The sequence below is a fragment of the Rhodanobacter umsongensis genome, from assembly GCF_042654965.1.
Taxonomy (GTDB): domain Bacteria; phylum Pseudomonadota; class Gammaproteobacteria; order Xanthomonadales; family Rhodanobacteraceae; genus Rhodanobacter; species Rhodanobacter umsongensis.
In genome coordinates this window covers 997,862-1,012,534 of the sequence record NZ_JBHSMK010000002.1, presented here as the reverse complement: position 1 = coordinate 1,012,534, position 14,673 = coordinate 997,862, and the positions used below count along the sequence as shown (strand labels likewise).

Below are 14,673 nucleotides of genomic sequence, written 5' to 3'. Positions count from 1 at the left end.
GACCGGCTACTGGCCGGCCGGCTTGGTCCATGCGTCGCGCAAGGTGACGGTGCGGTTGAACACGGGAGACCCAGGGCGATGGTCGGCACGGTCGGCCACGAAGTAGCCCAGTCGCTCGAACTGGAAGCGCTGCTCCGGATCGACGTTGGCGGCGGCCGGCTCCAGCCATGCCTGCACCACGCGCTTGGCCAGCGGGTTGACATGATCCAGCCAGCTCTTGCCGTCTTCCTCGCTGTCCGGCGCGGCCACGTTGAACAGGCGGTCGTAGAGGCGCACCTCGGCGGCGATGGCGTGCTTCGCGCTGACCCAGTGGATGGTGCCTTTCACCTTGCGGTCGGCGCCGGGCATGCCGTGGCGTGTTTCCGGATCGAGCGTGCCGTGCAGCTCGATCAGGTTGCCGTCGGCGTCCTTGATGATCTGCTCGCACTTGATGATGCCGACGCCGCGCAGGCGAACTTCACCATCCGGCTTCAGCCGATGAAAGCCCTTCGGCGGCACTTCGGCGAAATCCTCGCGTTCGATCCACAGCTCGCGCGCAAACGGCACCGCGCGCGTACCGAAACTGTCGTCCTTCGGGTGGTTGGCGAAGGCCAGGTTTTCCTCGTGGTCCTCCGGCAGGTTCGTCAGTACCAGTTTCAGTGGATCGAGCACCGCCATGCGCCGCGCCGCCGTGGCGTCCAGGTCTTCGCGGATGCAGCCTTCCAGCACCGCGTAGTCGATCACGCTGTTCTGCTTGCTGACGCCTACGCGGTCGATCAGCAGGCGCAACCCGGCCGGGGTGAAGCCACGCCGGCGCAGGCCGCGCAGCGTATTCATGCGCGGGTCGTCCCAGCCATCCACAAAGTTCTCGTTCACCAGCTGCGCCAGCTTGCGCTTGCTGGTGATGCAGTAGCTGAGGTTGAGCCGCGAGAACTCGATCTGGCGCGGCTTGGCCGGTACCGTCGGCAGGCCGGCATCGAGCAGCGGCTGCCACAATTCGGGGTGACTCGGCAGGTCGACCCTGTCGACGAACCAGTCGTACAGCGGCCGGTGATCCTCGAACTCCAGCGTGCACAGCGAATGGGTGATGCCTTCCAGTGCATCGGAGAGGCAGTGCGCGTAGTCGTACATCGGGTAGATCGGCCACGCGTCGCCGGTGTTCTGGTGGGCGATCGTGCGGATGCGGTAGATCGCCGGATCGCGCATGTTGATGTTGCCCGCAGCCATGTCGATCTTCGCGCGCAGCGTCCTGCTGCCGTCGGCGAACTCGCCCGCGCGCATGCGGCGGAACAGGTCCAGGTTCTCCGCCACGCCGCGCTCGCGATACGGCGAGTTGCGGCCGCCCTGGGTCAGCGTGCCGCGGTACTCGCGCATCTGCTCGGCGTCGAGGTCATCGACGTAGGCCACGCCGTCCTCGATCAACTTCAATGCGCAGCGGTAGAACACCTCGAAATAATCCGAGGCGTGGCGCAGTTCGTGCCAGTCGAAGCCCAGCCAGCGCACGTCGTCCTTGATGCCTTCGACGAACTCGGGGTCTTCCTTGCCGGGATTGGTGTCGTCCAGGCGCAGGTTGCACCAGCCGCTGAACTCGGCGGCGATGCCGAAGCTGAGACAGATCGCCTTGGCGTGGCCGATGTGCAGATAGCCGTTCGGCTCGGGCGGGAAACGGGTGTGGATGGCGGCGTGCTTGCCCGAGGCCAGGTCGTCGCGCACGATCTGGCGGATGAAATCCTGATGTGGCGCCGCCTGGTGTGGAACCGCCTGATGCGGGATGGCCGTGGGCGTGGCGGGGCGGTCAGTGGACATCGGGCGTGGCTCGCAGACGATAGCGGAAACATCCCAGTTTAACCTGTCGCCGCCATCGGGCGCAGGCCGTCGGGGACGCCTTGCCCCGCGTGGCTGCACGGGTTAGCGTGCAGGCCATGCACATCATCTATCGCGCCGAGAACCTGTTCGATGCCCATCTGGTGAAGGATGCGCTGGAAGCGGAGAGCATCCCGGCATTCATTGCCGGCGAGTACCTCACCGGCGCGATCGGCCAACTGCCGGCCATGGATTACATGGCGGTGATGGTGCCCGAGTCGAGCCTGGCTGTGGCCCGGGGCATCGTGAGCGAGGTCGAGGCCGGACTCAGCGAGGCGCGGCTGGCCATCCAGGACGACGACCGCTCCGGCGACCCGCTGCCGGCACCCTGCTGATTGCTGCGGCGGCGCGAATTCCGAGTTTGCGACACCTCCGGGAACCCTCATGCAAGATCTCGCCGCACTGATCCGCGCCGTGCCGGATTTCCCCAGCCCGGGCGTGATGTTTCGCGATGTCGCCCCGTTGCTCGCCGATGCCGCTGCGTTCGCGCACTGCATCGATGCGCTGGCGGAGCCGTGGCAGGGCCGCGGCGTGCAGGCGGTGGGTGGCATCGAGGCGCGCGGTTTCATCTTCGGCGCCGCGCTGGCACAGAAACTGCGCGCCGGCTTCGTGCCGCTGCGCAAGCCCGGCAAGCTGCCGCCGCCGGTGGTATCGGTGGAATATCAGCTCGAGTACGGCAGCGATCGACTGCAGGCGCAGCGCGATGCGCTGAAGCCCGGCGAACGGGTATTGCTGGTCGACGACGTGCTCGCCACCGGCGGCACATTGGCGGCGGCACGGCGGCTGGTCGAACAGCTCGGCGTCGACTTGGTGGGCGCCAGCGTGGTCATCGAACTGCCCGGACTGGGCGGGCGGGACCGCTGGCCAGGCAACAAGCCACTGCATAGCGTGCTGCGTTATTGACCTGCACCGATCGCTTGCGCCATCGGCCATGGCGTACCGCGGGCGCAAACCGGTTTGCCGCAGAACTTGCCGCGCCGCCTACGGCGCCATCACGCCGATGCTCTCCACGTAGACCAGTTCGCATGCCCCCGCGCCGGTATCGTCGCGGGTCATCGAGGTGTTCCAGTGCCAGCCATCGCTGCGGCTGGCGTCGACCAGAAAGCCTTGCAGATGGATCAGCTGGCCCTGGCGCACCTGTTCGAGCTGGCGCTTCACGTCGGGATCGGCGGGAATCATGTGCATGTTCGCGCTGGAGGTCTCGATCTCGCGGCGCGGGATCGGAAACTCATTCACATGCCAGTAGTAGAAGCGGCCGGACTGGCTGATGTCGATCTTCGCCAGGACGTCGGTGTCCGACATGCGACCCCAGCCGAGCGCGAGGTCTACCGGGATCAGCTCGGCATCGGCGCCCCAGGAGTAGTCCTTGCGCGAAAGCACGCGCGCGGTGATGTCGAATTGGGCGCGGGTGGTCAGGGTGATGTCGCCGCGTTGCAGTTGCGCGCCATGGTCGAGGTCGATCTGCGCGGGCAGGTCGGCGGCGAGCACACCCGGCAGCGGGTGCAGCGGGCGGTGACGCCAGTGCGATAGCGCGCCCAGGCACAGCAGGAGCGCAGCGGCACCGAGCAGCAGCCTGCGCACGTTCAGGCGAAACCGTTCCGGCGCGCCGTGTTGCGTGTCGGCGGCGAGGCTGCTGTCGACGGCATGGCGGTGGCGGCCGTATGGGCATCCAGCAGATCGGCCGGCAGCTGCCGGAGGACTACCGCCAGACGCTGGAGAAATCCGTCCATCGCTGAACTCTTGCGCCAGACCATCGCGATGCGCCGGCTCGGCGGGTGGCCCTTGAACTCGATCAGGTGCAGGTTGGCCACCGGGGCCACCGGCGGCTTCACCGCCGTGACCGGCAGCAGGGTGATGCCGACGTTCGCCGCCACCATCTGCCGCAAGGTTTCCAGGCTGGTGGCGCGGAAGCCGCCGCGCTCGCCCGCGCCGGCCATGTGGCATACCTCCAGCGCCTGATCGCGCAGGCAATGGCCGTCCTCCAGCAGCAGCAGGTTCTGGTTGGACAGGTCGCCCAGTTTCAGCTGGCCGCGTCGGTGCGCCAACGGATGTTCGGCCGATACCGCCAGCAGGAACGGTTCCTCGAACAGGAATTCCCGGTGCAGGCTGTCCTCGTGCAACGGCAGGGCGAGGATGCCCGCATCCAGCTTGCCCTCGCGCAACAGGCGCAGCACCGCTTCGGTCTTTTCCTCGACCAGCAACAGCTCCAGCTTGGGAAACGCCTTGCGCACCAGCGGCAATACATGCGGCAGCAGATACGGCCCCAGCGTCGGAAAAATGCCCAGCCGCACCGTACCCGATTCCGGATCGAGCGTGCGCCGGGCCACGCCGCGGATCTGCTCGATCCCATTGAGCACGTCGCGCGCGCGGATCACGATGTCGCGCCCCACCTCGGTCAGCAGCACCTTGCGCGGCGTACGTTCGACCAGCGGCACGCCCAGTTCCTCCTCCAGCTTCTTTATCTGGGTGGACAGGGTCGGCTGGCTGACGAAGCAGGCCTCGGCCGCGCGTCCGAAATGCCGGTGTTCGGCCAGCGAAACCAGATACTGGAGATCACGCAGGTTCATGGTCATCCTCGCAATAGCCTTGCGCTATGGGCGGGATGGTAACAATCAATGAAGGCAATACAAGCGAAGGTTCCACCGCGCCCACGTCGTTTGTTTGCGACGCCCTTGCGCCGAAGCTCGCTCTCCCGCCCTATGCGCGGGTTCTTCCAGGCAGCGAAGTTCAGCTTCGCCGCCCTTCCTCTATCCCGGGACTTCCGGGGCCGGGTCCGTTGACCGTGGCCGCGCCCTGGATACCGGGTCGGCGCCTGTGCCTTCCGGCACACGATCGGCAGGTCCCGGGCCGAAGCCCGCTGCAGACCGCCAGCCAGCCGAAGACCCCGGCGCGAGCCGGGGTCTCATCACGTCGACGATGAACGCCGGCTACTGCGTATAGATGCCCAGCAGCGAGAGGCCGCTGTAGCTGCTCACGCCTACCACGCGGATGTAGTAGGTGGTGGCCTGCGGCTTGGCGATCAACACGGCTTCGGCATTGCCCGGACGGGTCGACTTGAAGTCCGCATCGCTGCCGTTCTCGCCCGGAGCGATGCCGGCCTTGACGAACAGCGATACGTCGCCGGTGCCGCCGAAGCTGCGCAGGGTGAGGTTCTTCGCACCGGCTGGCACGTTGAGCGAATAGAGCTGCGAATCGCCGCTCGCACCCGCCTGGCCGCCCTGCAGCACGCCAGGAGCGAGCGGAGTGGCCGATTCGTTGCCGCCGCCGTTCAGTGCCTCGATCACGGCGGCGTAGGCATCGACAATGCCGGTGCCGATCGGCCGGTCGGCCTTGACCGGAAACGGTCGCGCGGTCCGCGCCAGCAGATTGCGGATCTGCGCCGGGGTCGAGATCGGCAGTCCAGCCTGCGCCTCGGCACTCAGGATCAGTGCCACGGCGCCACTGACGTGCGGTGCAGCCTGCGAGGTGCCGGCCATGCCGCCATACACGGCCTCCGCGGGCACCGTAGTGCCCTTGTTGATCGCCGACCACACGAAGCCGGTCGGATTGGCCAGGGTGCCGGTATTGGGATCGTCGTCCGTGTAGACGCCGCCGCCCGGTGCGGCGATATTCACGCGGGTGCCGTAGTTGGAGTAGAACGCGCGCTTGCCGGTGATGCCGCTGGACGCCACGGTAATGACGCCGGGACAGCTGGCGGGGGTGAAGTTGGCCGCATCCGCATTGCTATTGCCGGCCGACACCACCACCGTGGCGCCACGCGAAATCGCACCGGCGATCGCCTGGCCGCTGACATCGTCGGCCGAGCATGCGCCGCCGCCGCCCAGGCTCATGTTGATGACCTGCGCCGGATGCAGGTTATCCGGCACGCCATCGACGTGGCCACCCGACGCCCATACGATGCCGTCGGCGATGTCGGAGGTATAGCCGCCGCAATGGCCGAGCACGCGCACCGGCAGCACCTTCGCGTTGTGCGCCACGCCGGCCATGCCCACGCCGTTGTCGGTCAGTTCGGCGATCGTGCCGGACACGTGGGTACCGTGCCAGGTGCTGTCCTCGGGCGGATGGGAAGCGCTCGTGCACTCGCTCAGCCACGGTTCCTGCGTGGTCCAGTCGCCGGTGTCCCAGCCGCCAGGCACGCGGCCGTCCACAGCACGGCCGGAGACGAAGCGATCATTGATGAAGTCGTAGCCGGCATCGGCCAGCGACAAATCCAGATCCGGATGCTGGGTGATGCCGGTGTCGAGCACGGCAACCGTGATGCCGGTGCCATCGGCCAGCTCCCACGCCCTTTCGACGTCGGCGCCGCCGGTCGGGTTGTTGAAGTGCCACTGGTAAGTGGCATGCATCGGATCGTTCGGTGCCCCCGGCAGCAGTGCGGTCGGCCGCATCGTGGCCGTGGCCGGGATATCACGCACCGGATGCATCAGTGCGTCGATTTCGACGTGGGCTACCGCCGGGTCGGCGGCGATCTGCGCCATCAGGGTGCTGGCCTCGCTCTGCGTGAGCTTGCGCGAGGTGCGTACCAGCTCCGCCCCCACCGCCAGCTTGCGCTGGTAGCTGACGCCCAGCGGCGCGACGGTGGTGCGCCTGCCTGATGCGGCGTTGATACGGGTGCGGCTGATCGCGGCGCCGATGTTCTGCACCGCTGCATTGCGGCTGTTGCGCTCGGTACTGCCGTCACGATAGGTGACGATGAAGCGGTCGTACCGACCGTTGATGGTGAGTGCGCTGGCGTTGTAGGTGCCGCCGGCGGCGTGTGCTGCCGGCAGGACCAAGGCGAGTGCCACGGCGAGGGTGGCCAGACGGCAAGTACGCAATGTTTTCATGGAGGGTTTCCGATAGGACGGCAGTGGCTTGGGAAGAGGGCAGAAAGGCATCACAGGTCCACGCCGAAGCCGATGCCGGCGGAATTCTCGGAGCCGCTGAAGGCACCGCCGATGCTGAGGCGGGCGCGTTCGCCGAGGGGCGCCGCGTAGCCGACGGCGAGTGCGGCCTGGCCGTTCTGAACGCCGGCACCCATGGCCAGGCGGCCACGTGGATTGGTTACGCCACCGGCATTGATCGCCATCTGGGTATTCGCCGCACCGATCGCGCCGAGCTGGTCCATGCGGCGATCCTGCTGGTGGAAGCGGTCGTCGACCTGACCCCGGAAACCGTCGAATTCGCCGCGGCCCAGCAACTGCGAGAATCTCTGGTCGGTATAGGACTTGGCGGTAGCCAGAGCCTCGTTGACCTGGCTTACGTTGGCCGCATCGGTGGGCGCGGTGCCCTTGGCCACCCGGGTGAGCTGCCGCTCGTGGCCGGACGAACCCACTGCCACGCTGTTGGCGCGATCGGCGATCGACCCGGCGCCCAGCGCCACGCTGTTGGCGGCGGTGGACTGCGCGCCCTGGCCGAGCGCGGTGCCGGATGCGGCGGTGACCGAGCTGTCCGCGCCCACTGCCACGGCGTTGGTAGCCGCGGCGCTGATGCTGGAATGGCTGCCCAATGCCGTGCTGCCGTCGGCGCCGACGCGGGCGCCGGTGCCGACCGCCGTATCGCGGCCGTCGGTGGCCACGCTGCCTTTGCCCACGGCCAGACCGTTGCCGCTACCCACCGGAACCGTGCTGCCCGGGTCGCCCACGTGCTGCTGCAACTGACCGATGCTTTGCAGCGCGCCGCTCAATGCGCCGTCGAGGGCGCCAAGGGCATCGCCGACATTGCCGTAGCGACCGCCCTGCACGAGGTAGGACGGCGCCACCAAACTGCCGCCGCTGAAGCTGGCTCCCCCGCCAAGAGCCGCAGCCATCGCCGCGCCATGGGTGTTGGCGCCGTCGCCCACACCGGCAATGGCTTTGTTCAACTGGTCGAGGTTGACCGCGTCGGTAGCCTCGGTGCCGGCAGCCACATTGATGATCTGGCGAGTGAAGGCCGCATGCGTGCTGTTGTCCCAGCTGGTCCAGACCGACGAGGCGCCTACCGAGACCACATTGTCGCGGTCGGCCAGCGAGCCCGCGCCCAGGGCCGCGCTGTTCTCGCCGGTGACCATGGTGTAGTTGCCCAGGGCCAGGCCCCCCGTGCCGAAGGCCTGGGCCTGGTTGCCGATGGCGACGGCGTAGTCGGCGTCATCGGGGTTGCCGTTGGATAGAACACAGATCCAGCAGGGCTCGCCGGGGTCGCCAACGTAGGGGCGCTGACCGCCGGTTTTCGCACCGGCGCCCAGCGCGATGCTGCCCAGGCCCTTGGCTTGGGCGAGATAGCCGCTGGCCACGGATTCTTCGCTGTAAGCGTAGGCGCCGTTGCCCAGTGCGACCGCCGCTATGCCAAGAGCGTAGCTGTTGGCGCCCAGTGCGGTAGCCCATCCGCCGCTGGCTTCCGCGTTGTTGCCGATCGCGGTGTCGAAACCGTCATTGCTGGCCGCTATCGCATAGCCGCCGATCGCCGTGGCGGAGTCGCCTTGGGCGATGCTGCTGGCTCCATAGGCAGTGGCGTGTTCGCCATAGGCTTGCGTGTGGTAGCCGACGGCAGACGACCACAAGCCATCGGCAGTGCTGTAGACGCCGAGCACGGTGGAGGCGTCGCCCAGGGCGCGGGCGTCGAGGCCGACGGCGATGCTCTGGCCACCGCTGGCGCTGGCGCCCGCGCCGGCGGCGAGACTGTAATCGGTGGCGGCGTTGGCGCCGGGGCCGATGGCGGTGGCGCCGTAGCCGCCGGCGCTGGTCTGCATTTCGATCAGGGTTTGGTGGCTCGGGTCGTTGGGATCGGGCACCCACACATAGGTGCCGATGGCCACCGCGGATTCGGCGCTGACCAGGGTGCCGTAGCCGATGGCGGTGCCATAGTCCGCCGTGGCCACGGCCATCGGACCGAGCGCCGAGGCGTAATTGCCGTAGGCGCCGCTGAGCGAGCCGAGGGCCAGACTGCTGTCGCCGAAGGCCTGGCTGCCATAGCCAAATGCACTGCTTTCCTGCCCGCCTGCGGCACTGAGCGCGCCAGCGGCAACGGCGTGGGTGCCGGAAGCGTCGGCATCTTCGCTGCCGTCGGCCGCGCCGTCGCCCTGGAAGTAGCCGCTGCCCTGGATGGCGGATGCCGTCGCGTCGGTTTCTGGCGCGAGGCGAGCGAGCGTTGACACGGTCTGCGCCACGCTATGATGCGAAGCGATCGATGGACTTTCGCCGGCCAGTGTCAGCCGCGGTACGACCAGGGCCAGCGCGATCATTGCAACCAGGTGCAGGCGGCGCGGGGCATTGGCCAGCGGATGGCGCGTTGGGCGGATCGTTGTGCGATGGATCGTATTCAAGGTGGGTTTCCTCGGGAAAGTTGCATGGCGGCTCGTCGCATGGCGCGCGCAGCCGCTGCGTAAGGCTGTTGCGATTCATCTGGGTGCCGGCCCCGCCAGCGGTTGACGGAGCGCCGACAAATCCGTCGCTTGTTATAGAGGCGCGTGTCGTGAGGGACACGCACGAATCTGCACGGACGTTCACCAACGCTCACGGGGATGCGACAGGCATGAGGACGAACAGGCTGCATGCGGCTCTGGACTGGCTGCGCGAAGTGCCCGTGGCCGATGTGCTCGAGCGGCGCCACGCGCCCGTGCTGCAGCTGTTGATGCTTTTCATTGTGTTCAGCCTGCCGGCCAACTGGTGCTATCACCTGTTGCTGGTGCGCGCGCCGACGCGGCGGGACGTGACGCTCGACGTGGCGGTCGACGTGCTGGTGTGGGGCATGGCCTGGCTCAGCCTGGCGCTGATCCGCCGCGGCCGGCTGCGCACCGCCATCGCGCTGTTCGTGGGCGCCATGCTCACCGCCCTGACGGTGATGTATCTCTCCATCGGCCTGACCCGGCAATTGCTGGACCAGACCTATCCCGTGCTGACCATCGTGCTCGGTGGCCTGGTGCTCGGGCGGCGGGCGCTATGGCTGATCTATGCATTGCTGATGGCGATGTTCTGCGCCGGTGGCGTGGTCGATGTGATGGATCTGGGTCAGCGCGCCTATCCCCGGCCATGGCTCGGCGCAGCCAACCTTCCTTCGCTGGCACTCAGCTATTTCGTGATCACCCTGGTGCTCGACCGCTGTGTCGCAGCGATGCGCAACAGCCTGGACGAAGCGCATCGGATGAGCGGCGCCCTGGCCGCGGCCAACGCATCGCTGCGCGAGGAGATGGGCGCGCGCGAACGGGCCCGGGAGAAATTGATCCACGCCCAGAAGATGGAGACGGTGGGGCGGCTGGCCAGTGGTGTCGCGCACGACTTCAACAACGTGCTGGCGGTGATCGCCGGTTACGTGGAGCGGTCGCAGACCAGCGGCGACGCGGGCCAGTTGCGCCAGGCGATCCACGGGGTGTCGACCGCGACCCGGCGCGGCATGGCGGTCAGCCGCAAGCTGCTCAGCTTCAGTCGGCAGGACAGTTCGCGACCGGAGGTGTTCGACATCGCCGAGGCCGTGAGCGAGGTCGAACCCATGCTGCGCCAGCTGTTCAGCACTGGGGTGAGTTTGCAACTGGAGATCGCCGCGGAGACCACGTCGATCCGCATGGACCGCGGACAGTTCGAGCTGATATTGCTCAACATCGCGGCCAACGCGCGCGACGCCATGGAAGGGAGCGGTCATTTCCAGGTGACCGTGGGGCCGTGCGCGTCGGCGACCAGCGGTGCGCACGGCGTGGCGCTCAGCCTGGGCGATGACGGCTGCGGCATGAGCGAGGCGGTTCGCGCGCGCGTATTCGAGCCCTTCTTCACCACCAAGTCGGCGGAGATCGGCACGGGCCTTGGCCTGGCCGTGGTGCGCGATGTGATCCATGCCTGCGGCGGCGAGATCGCCGTGGAAAGCAGCGTGGGTCAGGGCACCACGTTCCGGTTGTGGTTTCCGCGCGCTGCAGAGCAGTGCCGGGCCGAGCCCGGAAGGCAGGCCGTGCGCGTGCTGCTGGTGGAGGACGACGACGAACTGCGCGAGTTGCTGCTCGCGGCGCTGGACGATGCCGGTTGCGTGGCGCTGGGGGCAGGTAGCGCGAGCGACGCCGGGCGACTGCTGGCCGAAGCGGGTGATTCGCTGGAAGTGGTCGTGACCGATTGCCGCATGCCCGGTGGCGACGGCAGCGGCCAGTTGCGCTGGCTGGATACGGCCGTGTTGCCGGTGGTGTTGATTTCCGCCAGCGGGGAAGCTGAGGCGCGTCGTCTGCGTGGCAACGGGCTTGACGTGGAATACCTGCCTAAACCCTTCCCGCCGACCCTGCTGGTGGAGCGCGTGCGCGCCATCGCGCGGCGGTACGATCAGCGCAACATCACGTAGCCGGTGCCGCGCACCGCGCGCAGCGGCAGCGCTTCGCCACTGCCGTCGGCGATCTTGCCGCGCAGCCTGTGCACCAGCATCTCCAGACGGTGCGGATCAAAATCGTAGGCATTGTCGGTGAGCGTGGCGATCAGTGTTTCGCGTTTTACCGGCGTGCCGGGCGACGCCATCAGCAGGGTCAGGATGCATCGCTCCGCCTGCGTCAGCGCGATGCTGTGGTCGGCCGGTGAGCGCAGGCACCAGCCATCCGTATCCAGCCGCCATTGGCCCGGCGCCGGCCCGGAAGCGGCTGGCCGCAGGCGGCGGGCGAGGCTGTGCAGGGTTGCCGCCAGCTCGGCCAGCACCACCGGTTTGGACAGATAGGCGTCCGCACTCTCGCTGAGCCCGCGGATGCGGTCGGCGCTGGTGGTGTGGCCGGTCAACATGACGATGCCCACTGACGAGCTGCCGCGCAGACGTTGTGCCACGCTGAAGCCGTCCTCGTGGGGCAGCCCGATGTCCAGCACCACCATGTCGAAGCGTCGGCCGAGCATGTGCCGATACAGCTCGTCCGCACTGCCGGCACCGCAGACGTCGAAACCGAAGTCGCGCAAGCCAGGCAACAGGATCGTTTCGCGCAGCTCGATGTCGTCCTCCAGTACGGCGATGCGCAATGCGTTGGAGGGCGTGCCGGCGATGGACGATGGATGGGCGCTCATCAACGGCTTCAGTTCAGGCGATGGATCGACCGGGGACTATAGCGCAGCCGGTCGCGGGCTCTGGCGCCACCGCCAGCCTGTGCCTTCTGGCACTGGGTCGAAAGTCACCCCGCCCCTAGCGTTGGAGTTCTCCACTTTCGGGAAACGCCCCATGCGCCGTCTTGTCCGCCCCCTCCTGCTCACCGCGCTTGCCACTTGCTGTGGCGCGGCGCTTGCCGCCACTGCCGATCAGGCACCGCAAGGCCGGTTGCCGGGTTGGGCGGTGCCGCAGTCGTACCAGCTCGCGTTCAAGGTCGATCCGGCGCAGCAGGATTTTTCCGGCACCACCACGATCAAGGTCAAGCTGACCCAAGCATCCGATCATCTGTGGCTGGACGGCAGCGAGTTGAAGGTGTCGAAGGTGGCCATCACCGACGCCGCCGGCAAGGTGCATGTCGGCAAGTACGTGAGCGTGGAGCCGAAGGCCGGCGTGGTGCGGGTGGATTTCGGCAGCACGCTGAAACCGCAACAACTGACCCTGAAGTTCGAATACACCGCGCCGCTCAACGCGCAGTTGCAAGGCCTGTACAAGGTCACCGCCAAGGGCCAGCCGTATGCGATGACGCAGATGGAGCCGATCAGCGCGCGCTTCGCGTTCCCCGGCTTCGACGAGCCGGGCTTCAAGACCCCGTTCGACCTCAGCATCACCGTACCCGACAGCCAGGCGGTGGTGGCGAACACCGATCAGGTGAAGGAGCAACCCGCCGGCAAGGGCTGGAAAACCGTCACGTTCGCGCAGACGCTGCCGTTGCCGACCTATCTGGTCGCGTTTGCGGTCGGCCCATGGGACATCGTGGCCGGCCCCGACATTTCACCGGATGCGTACCGTGCCAAGCCGCTGAAGCTGCGCGGCGTCGCTGCCAAGGGCGAAGGCCACCGCATGCAGCACGTGCTGGGCGAGACCCCCAGCATCATCCATGCGCTCGAGAACTACTACGGCTTCGGCTATCCGTTCGGCAAGCTCGATCTGCTCGCCGCACCGGACTTCGAGGCCGGCGCGATGGAGAACCCTGGCCTGGTGACGTTCCGCGACTGGCTGCTGCTGCTCGACAAGGATTCCCCCGCGCGCAACGTGCAGGGTTCGTTCAACGTCACCGCGCATGAGCTGGCCCACCAGTGGACTGGCGATACGGTGACCACCGAATGGTGGAACGACATCTGGCTCAACGAGGCCTTCGCCACCTGGATGCAGCAGAAGGTCACCATGGAAGTGCATCCGGAGTACCGCGCCGATCTCGACCGCGTGCGCGGCGCGCAGGGCGCGATGAGCAACGACAGCCTGGTCAGCGCGCGCAGCATCCGCCAGCCGATCACCGGCAACGGCGACATCATGACCGCGTTCGACGGCATCACCTACCAGAAGGGTGCCGGCGTCATCGCCATGTTCGAGAACTACGTGGGCGAGAAGACGTATCAGAAGGGCATGCGCGCCTACATCCAGAAACAGAAATTCGGCAACGCCACCGCCGATGACCTGGTCTCGGCGATCGCCACGGCGGCCGACAAGGGCGATGCGTTCAAACATGCGTTCAAGAGTTTCCTCGACCAGTCCGGCGTGCCTTACGTGACGACCAGGCTGGAGCAGAAAGACGGCAAGACCGTGCTGCACCTGAGCCAGAGCCGCTACCTGCCGATCGGCAGCGCCGGCGATGCAAAGCGCATCTGGGGTGTGCCGGTGTGCGTGCGTTACGGCACCGCCGCTGACGGCAAAGACAATGCACCGTCCAGCAAGGTCAGCTGCGACATGCTCGATCAGGCCACCGGCTCGATGACGCTGCCTGGCGCCAGCAACCCGACCTGGGTGATGCCGAACGCGAACGCCAGCGGCTACTACCGTTTCAGCCTCGGCAAGGCGGCCCTCGCCGGTCTGGTCAAACAGGTCGGCAAGCTCAGCGATGCCGAACAGCTGGCCTACGCCGATGCGGTCGACGCGAGCTTCCGCCACGGCGACCTGGACGCCGGCGACGTGCTGACCGCGTTGCAGCCGTTGACCGGGTCGAAGATCCGCGACGTGGCCACCGCGCCGCTGGACCAGCTCGCCTGGATCTATCGCCACGTAGCCACCACCGATGCGCAGCGTGCGCGGCTGGCCGCCTGGGCAAAAGCCGCCTATCTGCCGCGTCTGGAACAGCTGAGCTACCAGCGCAAGGCGGGCGAGCCGGAGGAAGACTCGCTGATGCGCAGCGAGCTGGCCGGCAGCCTCGGCTTCGGCTTCAAGCTGCCGGAGGTCCGCGCGGCCCTGCTCAAGCAGGGTGAAGCGGCGCTCAAGCCGACCGCGGCCGGCCACCTGAATCTGGCCGCGGCCGATCCGGACCTGCTCGGCGATGCGCTGGGCATGGCTGTGCAGGAACACGGCAAGAGCGCGGTCGACGCGTTGATCGCCGAACTGCCCAAGACCAGCGATCCGGCCTTGCGCAACGGCATCCTCGGCGGGTTGGCCAGCGTGGAAGACCCGGCGCTGACCGAGCAGGTGCGCAACTTCGCGCTGACCAAGCCGGTCAAGGTCGGCGAGATGGCCATGCTGCTGCGGGCCGGTCGCAACACGCGGGCCCAGCGCGATGCGATGTGGACGTGGTTTACCGCGCACTACCAGCAGATCCTCGATCGCACCGGCAGCTTCTCCGGTGGCCGCCTGCCGTCGCTGGCCGCTGGCGGCGGTTGCAGCACGGCCGAATACGACCGCCTGCAGGCGTTCTTCAAGACCCGCGAAAAGGATGCCGCCGGCATCGGCCGCGGCCTGGCGCAGATGGGCGAATCGATCCAGCTGTGCAGCGCGCTGAAGGCGAAGCAGGATCCGGCCGCGATCCTGCGCTGAGCGGCAAGG

Annotated in this window: 10 protein-coding genes; 4 read left to right on the top strand and 6 right to left on the bottom strand. The window is 67.5% G+C overall.

What is annotated here, in order from left to right:
- Window positions 1-6: 6 nt before the first annotated feature.
- A complete protein-coding gene (locus ACFPME_RS04865) occupies window positions 7-1,785 on the bottom strand; it encodes a glutamine--tRNA ligase/YqeY domain fusion protein (protein WP_377302593.1) in 1,779 nt (592 codons plus the stop codon).
- A gap of 116 nt (window positions 1,786-1,901) precedes the next feature.
- On the opposite strand from ACFPME_RS04865, the gene ACFPME_RS04860 reads away from it, so the two are divergent.
- Together ACFPME_RS04860 and ACFPME_RS04855 are read left to right on the top strand one after the other, a co-directional pair.
- Entirely contained in the window at window positions 1,902-2,177 is a 276-nt protein-coding gene (locus tag ACFPME_RS04860) for a putative signal transducing protein (protein WP_377302591.1), read from the top strand.
- 49 nt (window positions 2,178-2,226) lie between these two features.
- Window positions 2,227-2,745 carry an adenine phosphoribosyltransferase gene (locus tag ACFPME_RS04855; protein ID WP_377302589.1) on the top strand — a complete coding sequence of 173 codons (519 nt, stop codon included), beginning with the start codon at window positions 2,227-2,229 and terminating at the stop codon, window positions 2,743-2,745.
- Between the two features lie 78 nt (window positions 2,746-2,823).
- On the opposite strand, the gene ACFPME_RS04850 is transcribed toward ACFPME_RS04855, so the two are convergent.
- The 4 genes from ACFPME_RS04850 to ACFPME_RS04835 form a co-directional block, all read right to left on the bottom strand.
- Entirely contained in the window at window positions 2,824-3,423 is a 600-nt protein-coding gene (locus tag ACFPME_RS04850; RefSeq protein WP_377302587.1) for a hypothetical protein, read from the bottom strand.
- A gap of 2 nt (window positions 3,424-3,425) precedes the next feature.
- Window positions 3,426-4,409, bottom strand: a complete 984-nt coding sequence (locus ACFPME_RS04845) for a LysR substrate-binding domain-containing protein (RefSeq protein WP_377302585.1) — start codon at window positions 4,407-4,409, stop codon at window positions 3,426-3,428.
- 360 nt (window positions 4,410-4,769) lie between these two features.
- Entirely contained in the window at window positions 4,770-6,668 is a 1,899-nt protein-coding gene (locus ACFPME_RS04840) for a S8 family peptidase (RefSeq protein WP_377302583.1), read from the bottom strand.
- 50 nt (window positions 6,669-6,718) lie between these two features.
- Window positions 6,719-9,121 carry a YadA family autotransporter adhesin gene (locus ACFPME_RS04835; RefSeq protein ID WP_377302581.1) on the bottom strand — a complete coding sequence of 801 codons (2,403 nt, stop codon included), beginning with the start codon at window positions 9,119-9,121 and terminating at the stop codon, window positions 6,719-6,721.
- A 209-nt stretch (window positions 9,122-9,330) separates the two neighbouring features.
- On the opposite strand from ACFPME_RS04835, the gene ACFPME_RS04830 reads away from it, so the two are divergent.
- Window positions 9,331-11,112, top strand: a complete 1,782-nt coding sequence (locus ACFPME_RS04830; RefSeq protein WP_377302579.1) for a sensor histidine kinase — start codon at window positions 9,331-9,333, stop codon at window positions 11,110-11,112.
- On the opposite strand, the gene ACFPME_RS04825 is transcribed toward ACFPME_RS04830, so the two are convergent.
- Window positions 11,094-11,810, bottom strand: coding sequence for a response regulator transcription factor (locus tag ACFPME_RS04825; RefSeq protein WP_377302577.1), 717 nt, complete (start codon window positions 11,808-11,810; stop codon window positions 11,094-11,096). The two genes, ACFPME_RS04830 and ACFPME_RS04825, sit on opposite strands and share 19 nt — an antisense overlap.
- Before the next feature lie 151 nt (window positions 11,811-11,961).
- Between ACFPME_RS04825 and ACFPME_RS04820 the strand changes: the two genes are divergently transcribed.
- Complete coding sequence (locus tag ACFPME_RS04820) at window positions 11,962-14,664, top strand: M1 family metallopeptidase (protein WP_377302575.1); 2,703 nt, start codon at window positions 11,962-11,964, stop codon at window positions 14,662-14,664.
- Window positions 14,665-14,673: the final 9 nt, after the last annotated feature.

Bases quoted from the DNA above. Each gene is read 5' to 3' on its own strand.
- ACFPME_RS04825 (WP_377302577.1), bottom strand. From the start codon at position 11,810: ATGAGCGCCCATCCATCGTCCATCGCCGGCACGCCCTCCAACGCATTG.
- ACFPME_RS04860 (WP_377302591.1), top strand. From the start codon at position 1,902: ATGCACATCATCTATCGCGCCGAGAACCTGTTCGATGCCCATCTGGTG.
- ACFPME_RS04830 (WP_377302579.1), top strand. From the start codon at position 9,331: ATGAGGACGAACAGGCTGCATGCGGCTCTGGACTGGCTGCGCGAAGTG.
- ACFPME_RS04820 (WP_377302575.1), top strand. From the start codon at position 11,962: ATGCGCCGTCTTGTCCGCCCCCTCCTGCTCACCGCGCTTGCCACTTGC.
- ACFPME_RS04855 (WP_377302589.1), top strand. From the start codon at position 2,227: ATGCAAGATCTCGCCGCACTGATCCGCGCCGTGCCGGATTTCCCCAGC.
- ACFPME_RS04845 (WP_377302585.1), bottom strand. From the start codon at position 4,409: ATGAACCTGCGTGATCTCCAGTATCTGGTTTCGCTGGCCGAACACCGG.
- ACFPME_RS04865 (WP_377302593.1), bottom strand. From the start codon at position 1,785: ATGTCCACTGACCGCCCCGCCACGCCCACGGCCATCCCGCATCAGGCG.
- ACFPME_RS04840 (WP_377302583.1), bottom strand. From the start codon at position 6,668: ATGAAAACATTGCGTACTTGCCGTCTGGCCACCCTCGCCGTGGCACTC.